This is a genomic window from Chroococcidiopsis cubana SAG 39.79 (assembly GCF_003991895.1).
GTDB classification, from domain to species: Bacteria; Cyanobacteriota; Cyanobacteriia; order Cyanobacteriales; family Chroococcidiopsidaceae; genus Chroococcidiopsis; species Chroococcidiopsis thermalis.
This window is the reverse complement of record NZ_RSCK01000052.1, coordinates 1-18271: the sequence shown is the minus strand read 5'-3', so window position 1 is coordinate 18271 and position 18271 is coordinate 1. Positions and strand designations below refer to the sequence as shown.

At 44.6% G+C, this 18271-nt stretch carries 21 protein-coding genes; 18 read left to right on the top strand and 3 right to left on the bottom strand.

The window, feature by feature from the left end:
- The first annotated feature begins 195 nt into the window (after positions 1-195).
- The 4 genes from DSM107010_RS24225 to DSM107010_RS24210 all read left to right on the top strand — a co-directional run bounded on the left by DSM107010_RS24225 (position 196) and on the right by DSM107010_RS24210 (position 2830).
- A complete protein-coding gene (locus DSM107010_RS24225; RefSeq protein ID WP_106167527.1) occupies positions 196-579 on the top strand; it encodes a Mo-dependent nitrogenase C-terminal domain-containing protein in 384 nt (127 codons plus the stop codon).
- A 222-nt stretch (positions 580-801) separates the two neighbouring features.
- On the top strand, positions 802-1770 hold the full coding sequence (locus tag DSM107010_RS24220; protein WP_106167526.1) for a hypothetical protein: 969 nt from the start codon (positions 802-804) through the stop codon (positions 1768-1770).
- A gap of 146 nt (positions 1771-1916) precedes the next feature.
- Complete coding sequence (gene rpmF, locus DSM107010_RS24215; protein WP_015153860.1) at positions 1917-2096, top strand: 50S ribosomal protein L32; 180 nt, start codon at positions 1917-1919, stop codon at positions 2094-2096.
- A 134-nt stretch (positions 2097-2230) separates the two neighbouring features.
- Positions 2231-2830, top strand: coding sequence for a sulfite oxidase-like oxidoreductase (locus tag DSM107010_RS24210; protein WP_106167525.1), 600 nt, complete (start codon positions 2231-2233; stop codon positions 2828-2830).
- 137 nt (positions 2831-2967) lie between these two features.
- Here the strand turns inward: DSM107010_RS24210 and DSM107010_RS24205 are convergent, their stop codons facing one another.
- A complete protein-coding gene (locus tag DSM107010_RS24205) occupies positions 2968-3342 on the bottom strand; it encodes a DUF6335 family protein (RefSeq protein ID WP_106167524.1) in 375 nt (124 codons plus the stop codon).
- 227 nt (positions 3343-3569) lie between these two features.
- Here DSM107010_RS24205 and DSM107010_RS24200 point away from each other — a divergent pair, with 227 nt between their 5' ends.
- From DSM107010_RS24200 to DSM107010_RS24155, 10 genes are all read left to right on the top strand, one after another.
- Positions 3570-3977, top strand: a complete 408-nt coding sequence (locus DSM107010_RS24200; RefSeq protein ID WP_106167523.1) for a DUF2267 domain-containing protein — start codon at positions 3570-3572, stop codon at positions 3975-3977.
- Between the two features lie 51 nt (positions 3978-4028).
- A complete protein-coding gene (locus DSM107010_RS24195) occupies positions 4029-5123 on the top strand; it encodes a DJ-1/PfpI/YhbO family deglycase/protease (protein WP_106167522.1) in 1095 nt (364 codons plus the stop codon).
- A 97-nt stretch (positions 5124-5220) separates the two neighbouring features.
- The gene (locus tag DSM107010_RS24190; RefSeq protein WP_015153855.1) at positions 5221-5901 is read left to right on the top strand and encodes an SRPBCC family protein; all 681 of its coding nucleotides are present in this window, start codon (positions 5221-5223) and stop codon (positions 5899-5901) included.
- A 55-nt stretch (positions 5902-5956) separates the two neighbouring features.
- A complete protein-coding gene (locus DSM107010_RS24185) occupies positions 5957-7126 on the top strand; it encodes a zinc-dependent alcohol dehydrogenase (RefSeq protein ID WP_015153854.1) in 1170 nt (389 codons plus the stop codon).
- 54 nt (positions 7127-7180) lie between these two features.
- Positions 7181-7543, top strand: a complete 363-nt coding sequence (locus DSM107010_RS24180; RefSeq protein WP_127024111.1) for a hypothetical protein — start codon at positions 7181-7183, stop codon at positions 7541-7543.
- Between the two features lie 100 nt (positions 7544-7643).
- The gene (locus DSM107010_RS24175; RefSeq protein ID WP_106168283.1) at positions 7644-8813 is read left to right on the top strand and encodes a zinc-dependent alcohol dehydrogenase; all 1170 of its coding nucleotides are present in this window, start codon (positions 7644-7646) and stop codon (positions 8811-8813) included.
- 82 nt (positions 8814-8895) lie between these two features.
- Entirely contained in the window at positions 8896-10065 is a 1170-nt protein-coding gene (locus DSM107010_RS24170; RefSeq protein ID WP_106168282.1) for an L-dopachrome tautomerase-related protein, read from the top strand.
- 59 nt (positions 10066-10124) lie between these two features.
- Positions 10125-11309 (top strand): Gfo/Idh/MocA family protein, encoded by a 1185-nt coding sequence (locus DSM107010_RS24165; protein ID WP_015153850.1) that lies wholly within the window; start codon positions 10125-10127, stop codon positions 11307-11309.
- 236 nt (positions 11310-11545) lie between these two features.
- Positions 11546-11884, top strand: a complete 339-nt coding sequence (locus tag DSM107010_RS24160; RefSeq protein ID WP_041462945.1) for a cupin domain-containing protein — start codon at positions 11546-11548, stop codon at positions 11882-11884.
- A gap of 485 nt (positions 11885-12369) precedes the next feature.
- Complete coding sequence (locus tag DSM107010_RS24155; protein ID WP_015153848.1) at positions 12370-13341, top strand: manganese catalase; 972 nt, start codon at positions 12370-12372, stop codon at positions 13339-13341.
- An 86-nt stretch (positions 13342-13427) separates the two neighbouring features.
- Here DSM107010_RS24155 and DSM107010_RS39985 read toward each other — a convergent pair whose 3' ends face one another.
- Positions 13428-13646, bottom strand: a complete 219-nt coding sequence (locus tag DSM107010_RS39985; protein WP_181246402.1) for a hypothetical protein — start codon at positions 13644-13646, stop codon at positions 13428-13430.
- Between DSM107010_RS39985 and DSM107010_RS24150 the strand changes: the two genes are divergently transcribed.
- Together DSM107010_RS24150 and DSM107010_RS24145 are read left to right on the top strand one after the other, a co-directional pair.
- On the top strand, positions 13638-14921 hold the full coding sequence (locus DSM107010_RS24150; protein ID WP_106168281.1) for a glycosyltransferase: 1284 nt from the start codon (positions 13638-13640) through the stop codon (positions 14919-14921). The two genes, DSM107010_RS39985 and DSM107010_RS24150, sit on opposite strands and share 9 nt — an antisense overlap.
- Before the next feature lie 53 nt (positions 14922-14974).
- A complete protein-coding gene (locus tag DSM107010_RS24145) occupies positions 14975-15736 on the top strand; it encodes a phytanoyl-CoA dioxygenase family protein (protein WP_106168280.1) in 762 nt (253 codons plus the stop codon).
- Between the two features lie 129 nt (positions 15737-15865).
- Here the strand turns inward: DSM107010_RS24145 and DSM107010_RS24140 are convergent, their stop codons facing one another.
- On the bottom strand, positions 15866-16660 hold the full coding sequence (locus DSM107010_RS24140; protein ID WP_106168279.1) for a TIGR01548 family HAD-type hydrolase: 795 nt from the start codon (positions 16658-16660) through the stop codon (positions 15866-15868).
- A gap of 228 nt (positions 16661-16888) precedes the next feature.
- Here DSM107010_RS24140 and DSM107010_RS24135 point away from each other — a divergent pair, with 228 nt between their 5' ends.
- A complete protein-coding gene (locus DSM107010_RS24135; RefSeq protein WP_071925429.1) occupies positions 16889-17227 on the top strand; it encodes a 30S ribosomal protein PSRP-3 in 339 nt (112 codons plus the stop codon).
- Between the two features lie 150 nt (positions 17228-17377).
- Positions 17378-18223: an SbmA/BacA-like family transporter gene (locus DSM107010_RS24130; protein ID WP_241994331.1), complete on the top strand. Its 846-nt coding sequence runs from the start codon at positions 17378-17380 to the stop codon at positions 18221-18223.
- Positions 18224-18271: the final 48 nt, after the last annotated feature.

Below are 18271 nucleotides of genomic sequence, written 5' to 3'. Positions count from 1 at the left end.
TCTCTTTAGTAACCTACCAGTTCTGCCAAATCGTTAGTTAACGTGGGGTAGTGATAAATAGGTTCCTGAATTGAGAGAAAATCCTTCAAAAATTTTTAATTGATTTAGGAAACATTATTCCGGTAAAGATCGTTGAGACATTGTATGTGTTCTATAGCAAGCTCAAGTTGCTTCATACAGTACGAGGAGTGAATCATGAATGCTTCCCCATATACATCCCAAGATATTGCCCTAGCCAGTTGGATCTGGATCGACCAAACTCAACAGTCTCCAGAAATACCCATTGCAGCTAGTCCGTTACAGCAACCCAAACAGCGCAAATTAGACTTGTTGTTACCTCTGCGCCGCTGGCTGGATAGCGTTGAAGTTCGCAACCCTCAGTTAGCACATCGCTTATGTCAACTTATTCCTTCCCAGTGTCCGTTTGAACGGGATGTCGTTCTATTCGGTCGCAAGCTGTTCCACATTCCACCAATGTGCAAGCTCAACCCGCTATATGAAGAAGTTGTAGGCTTGCGTTTCCGCGCCTTATGCTACCTAGCCGACGAATGTGGTGAAGACGTAACCCCTTACTGTTAACAGTTATCAGTTAACAGTTATCAGTGAAGAAAGCGAGCAGGGAGCAACTATCAAGTCACAAATCGCTCTTTCGCAAGTCGCCATGAAATTCACGCACTACGACTGATGTGACGATCGCTTGACATGGAGTTATACTGAGGCTGAGCTGCAACAACCTAAAAAGAAGGAGATCGCGGCTATCGGCGCTCAATATAATTACCAAATTATAAGTGTTAAGCGACTATGGGGAGATACTTCTTTCACCAATGGTTGGATCTAGCAGCCAAAGCGACTAAAATTGCTGTTGTTTCATTCAGTTCCCTGGGGCTAGCAAGCAGTTTCTGGCTGGTAATAGAGCATCAAGTACCACAAATTGCCCGCACCCAAACAGTCAATACTGACGTGACACTCGACCGTCGCCCCGACGAAACCTACGAAGCATTACGCAGTCGGGCTAGAACAGCGGCTAGAACAGCAGCAACACAGAATTTAGCAACCAATCGACAAGCTACAGATATCACCGTTACGGTAGTTATCCGCGATCGCGGGCAAATTGCACCTATACTTTCGCTGACAGCAAATCGCACTGAAGGAATTGACCCCGATCCCCGGCAAGGAATTAAATATTTCGACCAAGCGCGATCGCTACTTCGATTTGACGAGCGTGATGTAGCAACAAACGATGCCGATAGCGCACCTCGAAGATCGTTTCCGAATCCAACTCCCTCCTCATCGAGAATGCCAGCCAACTCGAATTCTAGCAACACAAGAGGTAGCGGACAGGGAACGTTCTCCCAGCCAGGACGCTTGATTCCATCTACATCGGAACAGCCTACTAACACCACTCCTTTTAGTCAGCCAGGTACGACAAACTCAACCAATACACCTAGCAGTCAAACACAACCAGGTACGGGTTTAGTCCCTCAATCGTTGCCAGATACAACTCCCAATTCCATAACCCCCAATTCATCAAACACGCCGACAAACCAACCAACTGCATTTCCCGATTCATCACCAGATACATCAACCAGTCCGTCTACAACAACTCCTGCTTCATCTTCTAACACGGGTATAACTCCAGCAACGCCTGCTACTCCTTCGGGACTCACACCCAGTCAACCCCTGACTCCATCAACCTCACCCCTACCAGGAACGAGTTCTACCCCCACGACTTCACCTTTTGGAACCACTACGCCGACGACACAACCTTGAGGTCAGTTGTCAGTTATCAGTTATCAGTTATCAGTTATCAGGGAGCAGTGACCAACTACCAACTACCAACTACCCATTACCCATTACCACTCAATAAATATTTGGCTTACAATGGAAAGGTTGTGAAAAATTAAGTCTGTGTCGTCATGGCTGTTCCAAAGAAGAAAACATCTAAGTCTAAAAGAGATAAGCGCCGAGCTACTTGGAGAGGAAAAGCTGCAATAGAAGCACAAAAAGCCCTGTCGTTAGGTAAGTCTATTCTCAGCGGACGCTCTAAGTTTGTCTATCCCAATCCTGAAGAAGAGGAAGAAGATACTGAATCCTAGTTGTGGTGCGCTTAGGCATCTATCGCTCATGGATCTGCCTAGAAGTGTTGTAAGAGATCGGTGAGTTGCGCTAAAGATCTAAGTAAAGGTTTTTTAACCTTTGAATGCAACAATAACCTATACGTCTACACCGCATGGTAGGAAAATTTTTTCAGAAACCAGGAGCAGAACAAAGCGATCGCGTCCCTCCTGGTCAATACTTAACCAAGGGGTTTCCCGTACTAACCTATGGTGATACTCCTCGGGTTAATCGAGAACAATGGCAATTTAAGGTTTGGGGTCTGGCACAATCAAAGACTCTGACTTGGGAAGATTTTATGGCGCTACCGCAGCATGATTTTACTGCGGATTTTCATTGCGTCACTCGCTGGTCTAAATTGGATGTCAAATGGACTGGCGTGAAGGTGACAGACTTCATGCAACTGATTGAAATCGATCCTAAAGCCGCTTATGTCATGGAACATTGTTATGGCGGCTACACGACAAATATTCCTTTAGAAGACTTTCTGCGGGAAGAAAACTTTTTTGCCCACACTGTATTTGACGAACCTCTTCCTGCCGAACATGGTGGACCAATGCGGTTAGTCGTACCTCACCTTTATGCTTGGAAAAGCGCCAAGTGGATCAATGGTCTAGAGTTTTTAGAACAAGATGAATTAGGCTTCTGGGAACGGAACGGCTATCATCGTCGAGGCGAACCTTGGGCAGAGGAGCGCTACAGCGGCGGGTTTTAGGTTTCAATGCTAACCAGCTAGAAAAAAACTTGTATATTCTGGTGGGCATTGCCCACCCTAATTCTTTGCATGAGCGTGGCAACAAGCGCCTTACTGACAAAGCATTTGCTGAAGTAGCAATTGAAGCGAATGTTACTTCAATCGCGCCGTTCTTGGTAGTCATCAGAAGATTTGGGATCTAATTCCCAACGGCGATCGTCGCGGTCTTCTAGAATATCTTGAGTGCGTAAAAAACTGCGATCGTCCATTTCCAGACCAACAGCTGCTTCAATCTCTTCAGTTACATCTTGGTCGGGAGTAGCAACAGTACCACCTACAGCCTCATCTCCTTCTTCTGCTGCTGTTTGCCACGATGCATCGACATCTCCGCCAGTCAATTCTGGACTAGTATTAGTGTATTCTCCTGCTTCTCTACCAGCGTTCGTCCTTGGGTCATCGTGAACGCCAGTACCAAAAGATTCAGTAATTTCTTCGGATAAGTCTTGAAGATTTTTATCGTTGCGATCGCCCATAAGTTCAGAGTCATTTAGTTGTTGGTTGATGGTTGTTGGCAACTATTCGTTGGTCACTGATAGCTCCACTTCAAGATAGCGTTTTATATCAAATTGCACCTATTCCCAGAGTTATATCCCCAGAAAAGAACATAATCCATACCCTTTGGAGGAAGAGGATTTGGGGTACGGCTGCATAGGCTTGGTACTGGAGCAAAGAAGTTTTACTGAGTTTGAGGACATACAGAGTGAAGTACGACGAGTTCATCAAACACGTTCAGACAGTGGCACAGATGGATTCCCGTGAAGATGCACAACGGGCGACACAAGCAACTCTAGAAACTATTAGAGAAAGGATTGTCGGTAACGAAGCCAAAGATTTAGCTTCGCAATTACCGCAACAATTCAGTGAATATTTGCGTGGAAGAGAGGGTGAAGACGGTCAGCCTTTCTCAATGGAAGAATTTCTACAGCGCGTCAGTGCCAAAGAACAAGTAGAGCCAACTGTCGCAGCTAACCACGTTCGGGCTGTATTTGCAGTGTTGCAGAATGCAGTGACACCTGGAGAATTCACCGATTTCAAAGCTAACTTTTCGGACGATTATATCGACTTATTCGCCACAGGATCGAATCTAGGAGCGTTTGCTGCTTCGTAGCGATCGCTGTTTTCGGCTTTCAATAAAACTTACAAAGTAGGAGAGATATTTATGACACAAGCTAACGGTAATCTCGGAAAAAAAAGAGTTGCCATTCTGATTGAGAATGGTGTGGAAGATGCGGAATTCAAAATTCCTTATGAAGCCTTGAAAATGGCGGGAATTGAAACTGTAGTTCTCGGTTCTCGAACCAACGAAACATATAAAGGTAAGCAAGGTAAAGTTTCGCAATCGGCAGACGGCACGACAACTGAAGCAATGGCATCAGAGTTTGATGCCGTGGTTATTCCTGGTGGGATGGCTCCCGACAAAATGCGTGTCAACCCCAACACCGTGCGCTTCGTTCAAGAGGCAATGCAACAAGGGAAATTAGTTGCTGCTGTCTGTCATGGACCCCAAGTTTTAATTGAAGGCGATTTGCTAAAAGGCAAGCAAGCCACAGGATTTATTGCCGTGCGCAAGGACATGATCAATGCGGGTGCAAACTACGTCGATGAGCCACTGGTAATTGATGGTAATTTAATCACTTCCCGTCAGCCCGGAGACTTAGCAATTTTCACCACAGCTATCCTCAGCCGTCTAGGTTACGGTGGCAAAGAAGCTGCTTTACCAGATGTGCGAGATGTCAATGCAGAATGGTGGAAACTAGCTGATGCTTGGGGTGGTTCTACTAAAGGAGAAATTGTCAAAGGGCTAAATACTGCTTTAGCTGGTGAAAAGTACGCTCAAGAGGCGTTTGGGCAGTATATAGAGAAAGCATCTGACCCTCAATTTAAGGCATTGTTGCTAGAGATTGTTGCTAATAAGCAGCAACACATCGAGCGGCTAGAAGCAAGACTGTCAGCTTTAGGCGAGAAACCATCACTGACGGCAAATGTGGCTGATAAGTATGCCAAAGTGAAAACTGCTTTACAAGGTAGCGACGATCGCAATCTAATGCGACGGGCTTTAGGAGATATTCAGACAGGTGTGGTAGATGCGCACAATCTGTTTGTTCAATTTACAGATCCCGTATCAACAGCCTTATTTAAGCAGATCGAGCAAGATGGAGCGCTGTACGAACGCCATATGGCAGAACTCTATCGCTTGCGTGTAGGAACGACACAGCCTGGGAAGCCGACAACTGGGGCGGCGGTAACTATGTAGGAAGATCCCCCAACCCCCCTTAAAAAGGGGGCTAAGAGATCCCTGCAATCTCCACTTTTAAGAGGGGAGATCTATTCAGACAAGGGAGACAGAGAAGGTGGCTTCGACGGTAGAGAATCAGCAAGGACAGGGAGATAGTAACGAAATCGGGCGCTGGGCATCACTGATTGGTGGTGGTGCAATGGTACTGATGGGGTTACAACAGCGATCGCTACGGGGTGCTTTGTTGGCGATCGCAGGTGGTGGATTGGCATATAAAGCAGCAACGGAAAAGGGCGATATGCAACAAGCATTGGGTTTAAACCAAGCAATTAAGGTAGAAAAGACGGTAACGATAAATAAGCCTGCTGATGAGCTGTATCGTTACTGGCATGATTTCAAATATCTGCCAACTTTTATGAAACATCTCAAGTCAGTAGAGGTGTACGACAACAAGCGATCGCATTGGGTAGCAAATGCACCTTTAGGTGCAAGTGTTGAATGGGATGCAGAAATTATTGAAGACCGCGAAAACGAATTTATTTCCTGGACTTCGGTAGAAGGGGCAGATGTAGACAATTCTGGTTTTGTCAGATTTAAGCCAGCACCAGGAAATCGCGGTACGGAAGTAAAAGTAGTCATTGAATACGCGCCACCAGGCGGAGTCTTAGCATCGGCGATCGCCAAACTCTTTGGTGAGGAACCGGAACAACAAATTGGTGACGACCTGCGCCGCTTCAAAATGCTTATGGAAGCAGGTGAAATTGCTACCACTGAAGGACAACCAAAAGGCGGTTGATAGTCAACCATCAACCATCAGCTATCAACCAACAACCAACAACTAAAAGTTAAGTATGAAAGCAGTTTGCTGGCACGGCGCAAATGATGTGCGGGTGGAATCCGTACCCGATCCGAAAATTCTTAATCCTCGCGATGTGATTTTAAAGATTACCTCTACTGCAATTTGCGGTTCTGACTTGCACATTTACGGCGGCTACATTCCCACCGTGCAACCAGGTGACATTATCGGTCACGAATTTATGGGGGAAGTGGTCGAAGTTGGTAGAGGAATTAACAACTTAAAAGTCGGCGATCGCGTCGTCGTTCCTTCTACAATCGGTTGTGGTGGTTGCTATTATTGCCAACACGATATGTGGTCGCTGTGCGATAACTCTAACCCTAACGGTTGGGTTGAAGAGAAGTTGTTTGGCAATATCACCTCAGCGATTTATGGATACTCCCATGCTTTCGGTGGATATGCTGGGGCGCAAGCAGAGTACGTGCGCGTCCCATTTGCCGATGTAGATGTGGTCAAAGTCCCTAAGGACATACCAGACGAAAAGTTACTATTTATCTCCGATGCCATTCCTACAGGTTACATGGGAGCTGAGTTATGTGACATTCAACCTGGGGATACAGTAGCAGTGTGGGGCTGCGGTGCAGTCGGGCAATTTGCCATGATTAGCGCCTACATGATGGGTGCAGAAAAAGTGATTGCGATCGATCGCTTCCCCGAACGCTTAGAATTAGCCAAAAATTTCGCTAAAGCAGAAGTAATTAACTACGAAGAAGTAGATGCAGGCGAAGCTTTGAGAGAAATGACGGGGGGTATGGGTCCCGACGCTTGTATTGATGCTGTAGGCTTGGAAGCGCACGGAGTTGGCTTTGAAGACTTTTACGACCAGACTAAGCAGAAATTAAAGCTAGAAACCGACCGTCCGCATGTTTTGCGACAAATGATTCTATCTTGTCGTAAAGGTGGAACTCTTTCAATTATGGGTGTTTACGGTGGCTTTGTAGATAAGATGCCTTTTGGTGCAGCTTTTAATAAAGCTTTAACTTTTAGAATGGGACAAATGCACGGACAAAAATATATGCATTTGTTGCTCAAGATGATTCTGGAAGAGAAATTCGATCCCTCCCGCGTGGTCACGCATCAATTACCGCTAGAACAAGCTGCCCACGGCTACGACATTTTCCAACAAAAGAAAGACAACTGTATCAAAGTTGTACTGAAACCGTAGATGGGTAATTGGTAATTATAATTAACACTTGAAAAGTAAAAGTAGAGGATGACAATGAAGAAATTAATTTCCCTTTTTCGTCAGGTAATAATTGTTTTTTTGGTAGGGTTGACTGTTTCTATACTGCAATTTGGCTATAACAGTAATTTGTCTGCTAGAGCTGAAACAGTAACACCTGAAGCTAGAGCATATCAAGCAAAGCAGCCTGGAACTGAAATGAATCGAGGAAATCCGCTTGAAAAGGCTAAGGAAAGCATCAAAGAAACTGCTGAAAATGTTCGAGAAAAGCTCAATTTAGATGAGCCACTCGATCCTGGTACGAAAGAAGTTTTGAATTCTGCTCAGAAAAACGTGGAAAAAACAGTTAAGCCCGTCACTGGAAAAGAGCAAGGTTCTTATCAGAAAAATACAAATTAAGTCGTAAGTCGTAAGTCGTAAGTAAGAAACGTATTACCAATTGACTTACGACTAATGACAAAGGACAAATAAAAAACTACTTCCTACTCACTCATTAATTATGAAAGCAGTTTGCTGGCATGGGGAAAAGAATGTCAAGGTAGATACAGTCCCCGATCCTAAAATTGCAAATCCCCGCGATGCAATTGTCAAAATTACGTCAACAGCAATCTGCGGTTCGGATTTGCACCTTTATAATGGCTTTATCCCCACTATGGAGAAAGGGGATATCCTCGGTCACGAATTTATGGGAGAAGTGGTTGAGGTTGGGAGTGCGGTTAAGAATGTAAAAGTAGGCGATCGCGTCGTCGTTCCTTTTACAATTTCTTGCGGTAACTGCTTTTTCTGCAATCGCGATCTGTGGTCGTTGTGCGATAATTCTAACCCCAACGGTTGGATGGCAGAGAAGCTGATGGGACATTCACCAGCTGGTCTATTTGGCTACTCTCATATCTTTGGCGGTTATGCTGGCGGACAAGCGGAGTACGCGCGAGTCCCATTTGCCGATGTCGGGTTATTTAAGATTCCTGATGGGCTGACAGACGAGCAAGTATTATTCTTAACCGATATCTTTCCCACTGGCTACATGGCAGCAGAGAATTGTCATATTAAGCCTGGTAATATCGTTGCTGTCTGGGGTTGTGGTCCGGTAGGACAGTTCGCGATTAAGAGTGCGTATATGCTGGGTGCGGAAAAAGTTATCGCGATCGATCGCATCCCCGAACGCTTGCAAATGGCTAAGGAACAGGGCAAAGCCGACGTACTTAACTACGAAGACGTGGATGTCGGGGAAGCGTTAAAAGAAATGACTGGCGGGCGCGGTCCCGATGCGGTAATTGATGCCGTAGGACTAGAGGCGCACGGTACTGATTTTATGAACTTGTTCGATAAAGCAAAACAAGTCGTGCGGTTGGAAACAGACCGACCCACAGCCTTACGTAATGCGATCGTTGCTTGCGGGAAAGCAGGTCATGTCTCGATCGCAGGGGCGTATGGTGGTTTCCTCGATAAAATCCCAATGGGTGCGGCAATGAACAAAGGTTTGACATTCAAGATGGGACAAACCCACGTCCATCGGTACTTAAAACCACTACTAGAACACATTCAAAACGGTGACATCGATCCAACGTTCATCATCACTCATACTCTTCCCTTAGAACAAGCACCCCACGCCTACGATATCTTCAAGCATAAAAAAGATAATTGTATCAAAGTTGTGTTGAAGCCTTGAAATTGGTAATAGGTAATTGGTAATGGGTAATTGGTAGTTGCGACTTGCCAATTACCAACCAGTAACTACCAAAGAAAAAACTATGTTTTGGCACAGCTTGCGACAAAAATTCTTCTGTCTGCTTTTATCGAGTTTATTGTTTCTTGCTTTTGTTCCTCCGGCTTATGCCTTACCGCAGGAAAAGACTGTGGGCAAGATTGAATCGGTAGCTTCGTTTAACGGTGCTATGCCGACCGGAGTAACAGTGTCTCAAAGAGGGAGAATTTTTGTTAACTTCCCTCGCTGGGGAGACAAAGTAGATTATACGGTAGCGGAGATAGTCAGGGGTAAAGCCGTAGCTTATCCCAACGCCAAATTCAATCGCCCTCAAAAAGACCAATCGAAGTCACTCGTTTCTGTTCAAAGTGTGGTTGTCGATCCTTTAGACCGTTTGTGGATCTTGGATACTGGCAGCATTCAATTTGCACCTACTGCTTATGGGGGACCGAAATTAATCGGGATAAATCTGAAACAAAATCGAATTTTTAAGACTATCTTGTTTCCCCAAGATGTAGCGCTACCGACTACCTATTTGAACGATATCCGCTTCGATTTACGGCGCGGTAAAGCAGGGATGGCTTTTATTACCGATTCTTCCGGTAACGGTGCTAATGCCATTATTGTTGTCGATTTAGATTCTGGTAAAAGTTGGCGGCGGCTGAACGACCATCCTTCTACGAAAGCAGAACCGAATTTTCTCCCAGTAGTGGAGGGACAACCGTTGATGAACCGTCCGCCAGACAAGCCACCTAGCCCAATTACAATTGGTGCGGATGGAATTGCAATCAGTGCCGATGGGAAACAGTTATTTTACTGTAATTTAGCTGGAAGAAGGTTATATAGTGTCAGCGTTGATGCTTTAGTCGATGAGAAATTAAGCGACAAAGAAGTAGCAGCGACCGTACAAGATTTGGGAGATAAAGGCGGTGCATCTGATGGCTTAGAGTCGGATGCTCAAAATCGAGTTTATCTGACCAACTACGAGCATAATGCAATTTTGCGGCGATCGCCTGATGGGATGTATGAAACTGTAGTTCACGATCCTCGCGTTTTATGGGCTGATACGCTGTCTGTCGCCAATGACGGCTACCTCTATTTCATTGCCAATCAACTTCACCGTCAGCCCCAGTTCCATCAGAAGAAAGATTTGCGCGAAAAACCATACAGTCTGTTTCGTACCCGCATTAATGCGAAACCAGTGCTGTTGCGATAACAATCTGTAGGGGCGCACAGCTGTGCGCCCCTACTAACAATTACAGGGCAAAAAAATATATGTTGAATGCAGTCAAAAATCTCCTCACGCGCAGGCAAATAATTGGTTCTGGGATGGGAATTTTGGGTGTAGGAGTGGCGGGAGTGGTAACGCGAAATTCACCTGCGATCGCCCAGCCCGCTTATAAACCAGCTAAAGAACCACCAATACCCGACGAAAAGAAACTCGGTTGGGCTGTTGTCGGGTTGGGTAAATTTGCTACGCAACAAATTATTCCTTCATTTTCGCAGTGCAAGCAGTCAAAATTAGTGGCGTTGGTGAGTGGCGATCGCGCTAAAGCTGAAAATTATGCGCGGCAATATAATGTCAATCCTAAAAATATTTACAATTACGAAAATTACGATTCCCTTCGGAATAATCCAGAAGTAGACATTATCTATATAGTTCTACCTAACGGTTTACACGCTGAATATACTATCCGTGGCGCACAAGCAGGAAAGCATATTTTATGTGAAAAGCCGATGGCAAATACGGTAGAAGAGTGTCAGGCGATGATTGCTGCTTGTAATCAAGCAAACCGCAAGTTGATGATAGCTTACCGCGCTCAATACGAACCTTTCAACTTAGAGGCGATCGCGATCGCGCAGAAAAAACAACTCGGTCAACTCAAGGCGATCGTCGCCGACCACGGGCGCAACCTCGACCCCAAAGACCCAGCGGATGTCTGGCGGATGAATAAGAAACTGGCTGGTGGTGGTTCGCTATTTGATATTGGGATCTACAGCTTACAGGCTGCGCGTTACATTACAGGCGAAGAACCTACAGAAGTCTGTGCTATGACCTATAGCACTCCCAACGATCCTCGCTTTAAGGAGGTAGAGGAGAACGTTAACTTCATTTTGCGTTTCCCTAGCGGCGTGCTAGCCAACTGTACTTCTAGTTATGGCTACTCCAGTACCAAACGCTTTCAGGTATTTGGTAGTAATGGTACGCTCGAACTCGACCCTGCTACAGATTACTATCGGCATCAATTAACTGTAAAACGAGAAAAGGTACAAGAAGAACGGCAGATTCAGGAACAAAACCAGTTTGCCCTAGAGATGGATCATCTTTCTGAATCGGTCATGCAAGATCGGCAACCGAAAACTCCTGGTGAAGAAGGCTTACAGGATGTGAGATTGATGTTAGCAATTTACGAAGCAGCACGGACAGGTCGCACGATATCAGTTGACAGTAGAGAGTGACTAGCGACTGGTGACTGGTGACTAGAAAAGATTCCAGCCACTAGCCACTAACCGATCGACTTTTCCAAATATCGAACTGTTAAATTTAAGCTAGAAAAGATTCCAGCCACTAGCCACCAGCCACTAGCCACTTATAACAACCAATTACCAATTAAGGATGATGCGCTAAAGCAGAAATCGAGATGGGATGGAAAAGAGCAGGCAGTGCAATCGCAAATTCTATGGGAGATGAAAATATGAGCGATACCAGTGTTAAAAAGGTAGATTCTAGTAGTTCCCCTCATGGTAAGCAGGGACAGAAGTATTTAGCTTCCGGTAAATCTCTTTCGATGCGTTTGTGGGAAAACGAACAACCAGCAGAAACTAAATCTCCCACGACAAGAGACTATGAAACCGTTGGCTATGTAATTAGCGGTAAGGCAGAGTTACATCTTGAAGGTCAAATGGTATTACTAGAACCTGGAGATTCTTGGGTTGTACCTAAAGGTGCATCTCATACTTATAAAATTTTGGAACCTTTTACTGCTGTCGAAGCTACTAGTCCTCCGTCACAGGTTCACGGAAGAGATGAATAAGATTTGTTAGTGAGGAATAAAGCTTTCAGCCGCTACTATTTAATAGCGGCTGCACTATTTGATAGAGCGTATCTTACAGTAGTTTCAGTTTATTTTCTTGAGTTCGCTGCCGTAAATTCTATTTGATCGCCAGATTGCTGTATCGGCAGATGAATTTTAACAATATCTTTAAAGCATAGCAGTCTTACTTAATATGTGAAATTGAAATTCAGATTGGATAGCACCCACTCTGCAAGGAAACTTTGTTCGATTAAAAATATTCTAGTTTTCAAAAAAGAATAGAGCAACTAAACCTAAATAATAATACCTATCTCTTTCAGTTGAATTCCGTCATTCTGTCTGTAGGTTGAGGAAAAAGAAGTGAGTCAGTAGTTACCTAGATAGGGTAATGCAACAAAATTCTAGCAACAAAATTTCGCCAGTCAAAATATAGATCGCACTACAACCGATCGCGTCGATCAGTAAAATTTTTTCAGGAGATCTTCATGTTTTACCACAAGAAGCAGCTACAGTATTTCACTCCACCAGCAAAACCCGATGCTGCCTATGCAAAAAAGCTTCAAGAACTAATTGGCGGTTCTTTTGGCGAAATGACCGTGATGATGCAGTACCTATTCCAAGGTTGGAACTGCCGGGGACCCGCTAAGTACCGCGATATGCTATTAGACATTGGAACTGAGGAAATCGGTCACGTTGAAATGCTAGCAACGATGGTTGCTCATTTGTTGGATAAAGCACCAGTCAATATGCAAGAAGATGGGGCAAAAGATCCAGTCGTTGGTGCGGTCATGGGTGGCGTTCGTCCGCGAGATGTGATTATGGCAGCGGCAATGAATCCTCAACACGCCACTGTTTCGGGTGGGGGGGCAATGCCAGCGGATAGCGTAGGTTTTCCTTGGAACGGACGCTTTATTGTTGCTAGTGGCAACTTGTTGGCAGACTTCCGCTCTAATCTTCACGCCGAATCTCAGGGTCTTTTACAGGCTGTACGGTTGTACGAAATGACAGACGACCCAGGTGTAAGAGACATGCTCAGTTTCAATATTGCCCGCGACACCATGCATCAAAACCAGTGGTTAGCGGCAATTGAAGATCTGAAAAGCGAAGGATTTGAGGAAACAGTTGTTCCCAAGATCGCGTATGAATATGGGAAGAAAGAGAACGCTTATCAGTTCTGGAATCACTCTGAGGGAGAAGAAAGCGCTCAAGGTCGTTGGGCGAAAGGTGCTTCAATCGACGGTAAAGGTCAGTTTGAGTATGTAGCAAATCCGCAGCCAATAGGACCAGAACCAAATCTTCCTCAACCCGATCCAAAACTTCACGGTACGATGAAATCACCTCAAGCTCAACAGATGCAGGAGGGTAGTGTTGTATCTAAGGCAGTCCAGGGTGTAGCTGATGCAGTTGAAGGTACGGCTAATACCATTAATAAAATTACTGGTGGAGACGGACAGTAAGCTAGTACGAGATAGCAGGGGAGAACGATGCTTGTAGCATTAGCTCGGGGCATTTTCTCGACTGTATAGCTGCCAATCAAAATAAATTAACATAGCAAAAGACGCGAAATTCCGCGTCTTTTGCTATTTAAGGCATGAATTAGCCTTAGTGAATTGGTGGTTGTGAAAAAATCGTCACAATTGAAGTAATAAGACTGTTGGGGATTGAAGTTAAATACAAGGAGAGTTGTTGGTGATGCGATCGCATTGCTTAATAACTCAGCCAAAGCTATATAACTTAATCTACGCAGTAGTTTATGACTCATTTTGGCATCCTCTGCCCCGCAGAAACCGGACATCTCAATACAGTGTTACCTTTGGGCTGTGAACTGCAATCGCGGGGTCATGAGGTAAGTTGGATTGGAATACTTGACGGTCAACCTAAAGTATTGTCGGCTGGGTTGAATTTTTTAGCGATCGCTGAGTCTGATTGTCCTCAGGGAACGATGGCACGATTATTTGCCGATTTAGGGAAACTGAATGGATTGACAGCACTGCGCCAGACTGGAAATGTACTGAAGCAATCAGCGAATTGGCTACTACGAGATGCCCCAGGAGTCATTAAAAAAGCTGGTGTAGAAGCATTAATAATTGACCAAGTGACCGCATCGCCAGGAGGGACTTTAGCGCAATTTCTCGATCTTCCCTATGTGAACGTGTGTAGTGCTTTAGTACTGAATTACGAAGACAGCATTCCCCCATGTTTCAGCACCTGGAGATATAATCCCACAGGATGGGCGCGTTTGCGCAATCGTGCAGGTTATGTTGTGATGAGCCGCGTCACACAGCCGATTCGGCAAGTAGTAAGCGAGTACCGCCAGCAGTGGCAGTTACCGCCTTACTCTAAATCTGACGAACTATACTCAAAACTAGCAATTATTAGCCAGCAACCTGCTCAGTTAGAATATTCCCGTAGTAATCTACCACCTTGGTTTCACTTTACCGGACCTTATCACAGTTCTAGTGGCAGAAAACCTGTTGATTTTCCGTTTGAAAAGTTAACCGGACAACCTTTGATTTATGCTTCAATGGGAACCCTACAAAATCGCTTGCAGTATGTATTCCGCTACATAGCAGAAGCTTGTCACGGATTGGACGCTCAATTAGTAATTTCTCTAGGGGATTCTGCCGAGCCAGAGTCGTTACATAACTTACCTGGAAATCCTTTAATTGTTAAATATGCACCTCAGTTAGATTTATTGAAAAAAGCGAGTTTAACAATTACTCATGCAGGGTTAAATACAACTTTAGAATCTTTAAGTAATGGCGTACCACTAGTAGCAATTCCAGTGACAAACGACCAACCAGGTGTAGCAGCGCGTATAGCTTGGACTGGAGTAGGAGAATTTGTCCCATTGTCTCGCTTGAGCGTGCCTAATTTAAGCGCAGCAGTCCAGAAAGTATTCACAGAAAATTCTTACAAACAAAATGCAATAAAACTGCAACAGGCAATTCAAACATCTGGTGGCGTGACTCGCGCTGCCGATATTATCGAACAAGCTATATCTACAGGTAAACCCGTCCTTGCTAATGTTAGTTGAAGCATAAAATTTCCCATTCAACAAAATTACACCGCGATCGGGAGAAATTTGATATGGCAGTTGCAAGTTTGGTAGACGAAATTATTAACGGGAAAGGTTACGTTGTGATTCCCGATCTCTTAAGTACAGCAGAAGCAGAATTAGCTCGCTCAACCGTCCTTAAATTATTGGAAGACGAGAGAGAACGGGGGCAGATATTAAGTGAAGGGCAGCGAGAAAGAGTATATGGTTTAGTTTACAAAGGTGACATTTTTGAATTAATGGTACAACACCCAATAGCAATTGAAATCGTCGAAGCTATTGTGGGTACAGACATGACACTTGGTGGTTTTTCTGCTCATATCCTTCATCCTGGCGCAACAAGCATGGGTATCCATGTAGATTATCCCTATTGGGCGATGCAGCCACCTTTCCCTACTTATCCAGCATTAGAAGTACAAGCAATTTGGATGGTTGAAGACTTTACAACGGAAAACGGTGCGCCAGTTTTTGCCCCTGGTAGTCAGAAGTTGGGGAACTTACCTAACTTCGAGCATTTTTCTAAAACGGCTGAAAAAATAACTGGAAAGGCTGGTTCGCTAGTTTTGTCTCACGGTCTTTGCTGGCACGATACCTCTGTTAACTCCACTCAAAAGCCCAGGGTATCAATTCTTGGCAATTACGCACCTAAGTTCGTGCGTCCACTGGAAGATCCGTTGCACGGCTTGCAACAAGAGGTTGTAGACCGTGCAACACCTAAACTTAAGCAACTACTGGGATACGAATTTAAGTCGGCACTCTTCAAAGATATCCAAAAACTTCGCACGCAAAGGTAATACAGACTAGTGCTATATAGCAAAAGAATCTTTACAGTTGAATAACGCGATCGTCTTATTACGCCTGTCAGCATTATTTTCTTCTACCTTCTGCTTTCTACCTCCTGCCTTCTTGCACTAAATCATTACTCAAACTGGTAGCAATGCCTGAATTTGTGCTGGCGTAAGTTCCTCAACATTGCCAAAAACGATCGCCGCACCCGCAGATTTGAGAGTTTCCGTATAATTGTGGCAGCGATCGCTGATAGCTTGAACGTGAGGAGGTAAGATACCCACCCCAATCCATTGACGTTGAGGTTGAAGTGCTGCGGCTTTGATGACGGTATACATATCCGCTACCGTATCTCCTGCATACAAAACTGGGGTTGTTGCTGGTAGCTGATGCTGGACTTCTAACTGATGCACGACAGCTAGCAATCCTGTCGGATCGGGTTTACCTGGTGCATCTTCCATTGCAATTAAGGCTGGAGATACTACACCAAGACGTTCTAAGACGTATTTCGCCTCGTCGCGAGTCGCACCACTGAAAAAACCCCAAGGAATACCAGCCGCACTCAATTGTTCGAGATACGTAGGTTGCACCAGCAATGTTTCATCGCAAATATAACCCGTCCAGTTTTGCGGGTCTGCACCTTGATAAAGAGATTGAAAATAGGCGACTAGAGTAGGATAGTCTAGATCGAGCTGCAATCGCCCCTTTCCCCGGGTCTCAAAGTAGCGATAAACTAACTCCTGGGATGCTTCCCAATCGTTATTCCAAATTCCTTCCGACTTCAAGCGGTCAATATCTGCCTGGGTAGGACGATAAGCACCTGCCGTAAAATACTCTACAGTATCCGCGATCGCCCGTCGATAGGAAGCGCTCACATCGCGCACGACACCATCAATATCAAATACTGCGATCGCCCTAGTTTGCTGAGTCAATTTATCGTTACCTCCTGCAAAAAGAAGTCAAAAGTTGTAGGGACGGGTTCACTGAAAATATTTGCCCTAGTCAAAATTGTTTGATAAACCCGCCCGTACAGAAGTTAAAAGTCAAAATGTCGGTGTTTGGTTGAGAGCGGCTTTTTATCTCTCGGTACTGAGTTAACCGAATGTAAGATACAAGATTCATTTTATTTAGATATTAAGGTATAGTAATAGATTGCACCTATTTGTAGTTTTGCTGAATCGGAACGAGCGGAGGTTGGATTGACAAAGTTTATCTTAAAAGTTTTGTGGTTAGAAGAAAACGTTGCTTTAGCAGTCGATCAGGTCGTGGGCAAAGGCACAAGCCCCTTAACCAAATACTTTTTCTGGCCTCGCAATGATGCTTGGGAGGAGTTGAAAAAGGAATTAGAATCAAAAAGCTGGATCACGGAGCAAGAGCGCGTGGAGTTACTCAATAAATCCACGGAAGTGATCAACTACTGGCAAGAGGAAGGCAGGCGGCGACCGCTAGGCGAAGCTCAGTCAAAATTTCCTGAAGTTACTTTTACAGGTAGCGCTTAAAGATAACTTGCGGTGTAACACATTTCTAAAAGCGATCGCCAAAACCGCCCTTACATGACCTAGCACGGTACAGTAGGGGCGGTTTTTAGCGTTCATCTGCGTTAATCTGTAGTTTATCTACGATTAAAATCATCTAAACCTCGATTAGCGATGAGCGTTGCAACCAATAGACAGAACCGATTTGACCGTCGATTGTGGAGAAAATTTTGGGCGATCGCCAAACCTTACTGGTTTTCCGAACGCAAGTGGAAAGCAAGAGGACTGTTACTGTTATTGCTCTTGCTGTCATTCGCCGTTAATGCCATTAATGTCAGCATTAGTTTTATTTTTAGAAATATCGATACATCCCTAGCAAGATTTCCTCAAACTAAGGATGCGTCAACTTTTTGGCAATTCATTTTTATTTATATTGGGCTATTGGCGATCGGCACTCCCATTGTTGTCATGTTTGCCTATCTTCGAGATAAATTAGGACTAGCTTGGCGAGAGTGGCTGACGAATCGTTTTCTGAATAAATACATGCAAAATCGAGCTTACTACCAGCTCAATTTTAACGGAAATATCGACAACCCAGACCAGCGAATTGCTGAGGATGTTAGAGCTTTTACCCGTACTAGCCTGACTTTTCTGCTATTAATTTTGACATCGGTTATCACATTAATTTCTTTCACTGCTGTTTTACTATCTATTTCCGTTTCTCTATCGATTTCTCTGCTAATCTATGCAATTTTAGGGACAATTATCACTGCTTGGATCGGTCAAAGGCTAATTAGTATTAACTTCGACCAGCTCAAAAAAGAAGCTGATTTTCGTTATGGATTAATTCACGTCCGCGATAACGCAGAATCAATTGCTTTTTATCAAGGTGAAGCAGAAGAATCTATTGGGTTGAGACAGCGTTTCCTGGAGGCGATTCGGAACTTCGATTTATTAATTAGCTGGCAGCGAAATCTTGGTTTTTTTACTATAGCAATCCTAGATAGCTTGTGGGAATAAGGAGAAGCCGATAAGCTAGAGAAACCTTTGTAGTTGCTCTCTCAATTC

Excerpts from the sequence above, each read along its gene's own strand:
- DSM107010_RS24225 (WP_106167527.1), top strand. The coding sequence starts at position 196 with ATGAATGCTTCCCCATATACATCCCAAGATATTGCCCTAGCCAGTTGG.
- DSM107010_RS24220 (WP_106167526.1), top strand. The coding sequence starts at position 802 with ATGGGGAGATACTTCTTTCACCAATGGTTGGATCTAGCAGCCAAAGCG.
- rpmF (WP_015153860.1), top strand. The coding sequence starts at position 1,917 with ATGGCTGTTCCAAAGAAGAAAACATCTAAGTCTAAAAGAGATAAGCGC.
- DSM107010_RS24210 (WP_106167525.1), top strand. The coding sequence starts at position 2,231 with ATGGTAGGAAAATTTTTTCAGAAACCAGGAGCAGAACAAAGCGATCGC.
- DSM107010_RS24205 (WP_106167524.1), bottom strand. The coding sequence starts at position 3,342 with ATGGGCGATCGCAACGATAAAAATCTTCAAGACTTATCCGAAGAAATT.
- DSM107010_RS24195 (WP_106167522.1), top strand. The coding sequence starts at position 4,029 with ATGACACAAGCTAACGGTAATCTCGGAAAAAAAAGAGTTGCCATTCTG.
- DSM107010_RS24185 (WP_015153854.1), top strand. The coding sequence starts at position 5,957 with ATGAAAGCAGTTTGCTGGCACGGCGCAAATGATGTGCGGGTGGAATCC.
- DSM107010_RS24180 (WP_127024111.1), top strand. The coding sequence starts at position 7,181 with ATGAAGAAATTAATTTCCCTTTTTCGTCAGGTAATAATTGTTTTTTTG.
- DSM107010_RS24175 (WP_106168283.1), top strand. The coding sequence starts at position 7,644 with ATGAAAGCAGTTTGCTGGCATGGGGAAAAGAATGTCAAGGTAGATACA.
- DSM107010_RS24170 (WP_106168282.1), top strand. The coding sequence starts at position 8,896 with ATGTTTTGGCACAGCTTGCGACAAAAATTCTTCTGTCTGCTTTTATCG.
- DSM107010_RS24165 (WP_015153850.1), top strand. The coding sequence starts at position 10,125 with ATGTTGAATGCAGTCAAAAATCTCCTCACGCGCAGGCAAATAATTGGT.
- DSM107010_RS24160 (WP_041462945.1), top strand. The coding sequence starts at position 11,546 with ATGAGCGATACCAGTGTTAAAAAGGTAGATTCTAGTAGTTCCCCTCAT.
- DSM107010_RS24155 (WP_015153848.1), top strand. The coding sequence starts at position 12,370 with ATGTTTTACCACAAGAAGCAGCTACAGTATTTCACTCCACCAGCAAAA.
- DSM107010_RS24150 (WP_106168281.1), top strand. The coding sequence starts at position 13,638 with ATGACTCATTTTGGCATCCTCTGCCCCGCAGAAACCGGACATCTCAAT.
- DSM107010_RS39985 (WP_181246402.1), bottom strand. The coding sequence starts at position 13,646 with ATGAGTCATAAACTACTGCGTAGATTAAGTTATATAGCTTTGGCTGAG.
- DSM107010_RS24145 (WP_106168280.1), top strand. The coding sequence starts at position 14,975 with ATGGCAGTTGCAAGTTTGGTAGACGAAATTATTAACGGGAAAGGTTAC.
- DSM107010_RS24130 (WP_241994331.1), top strand. The coding sequence starts at position 17,378 with ATGAGCGTTGCAACCAATAGACAGAACCGATTTGACCGTCGATTGTGG.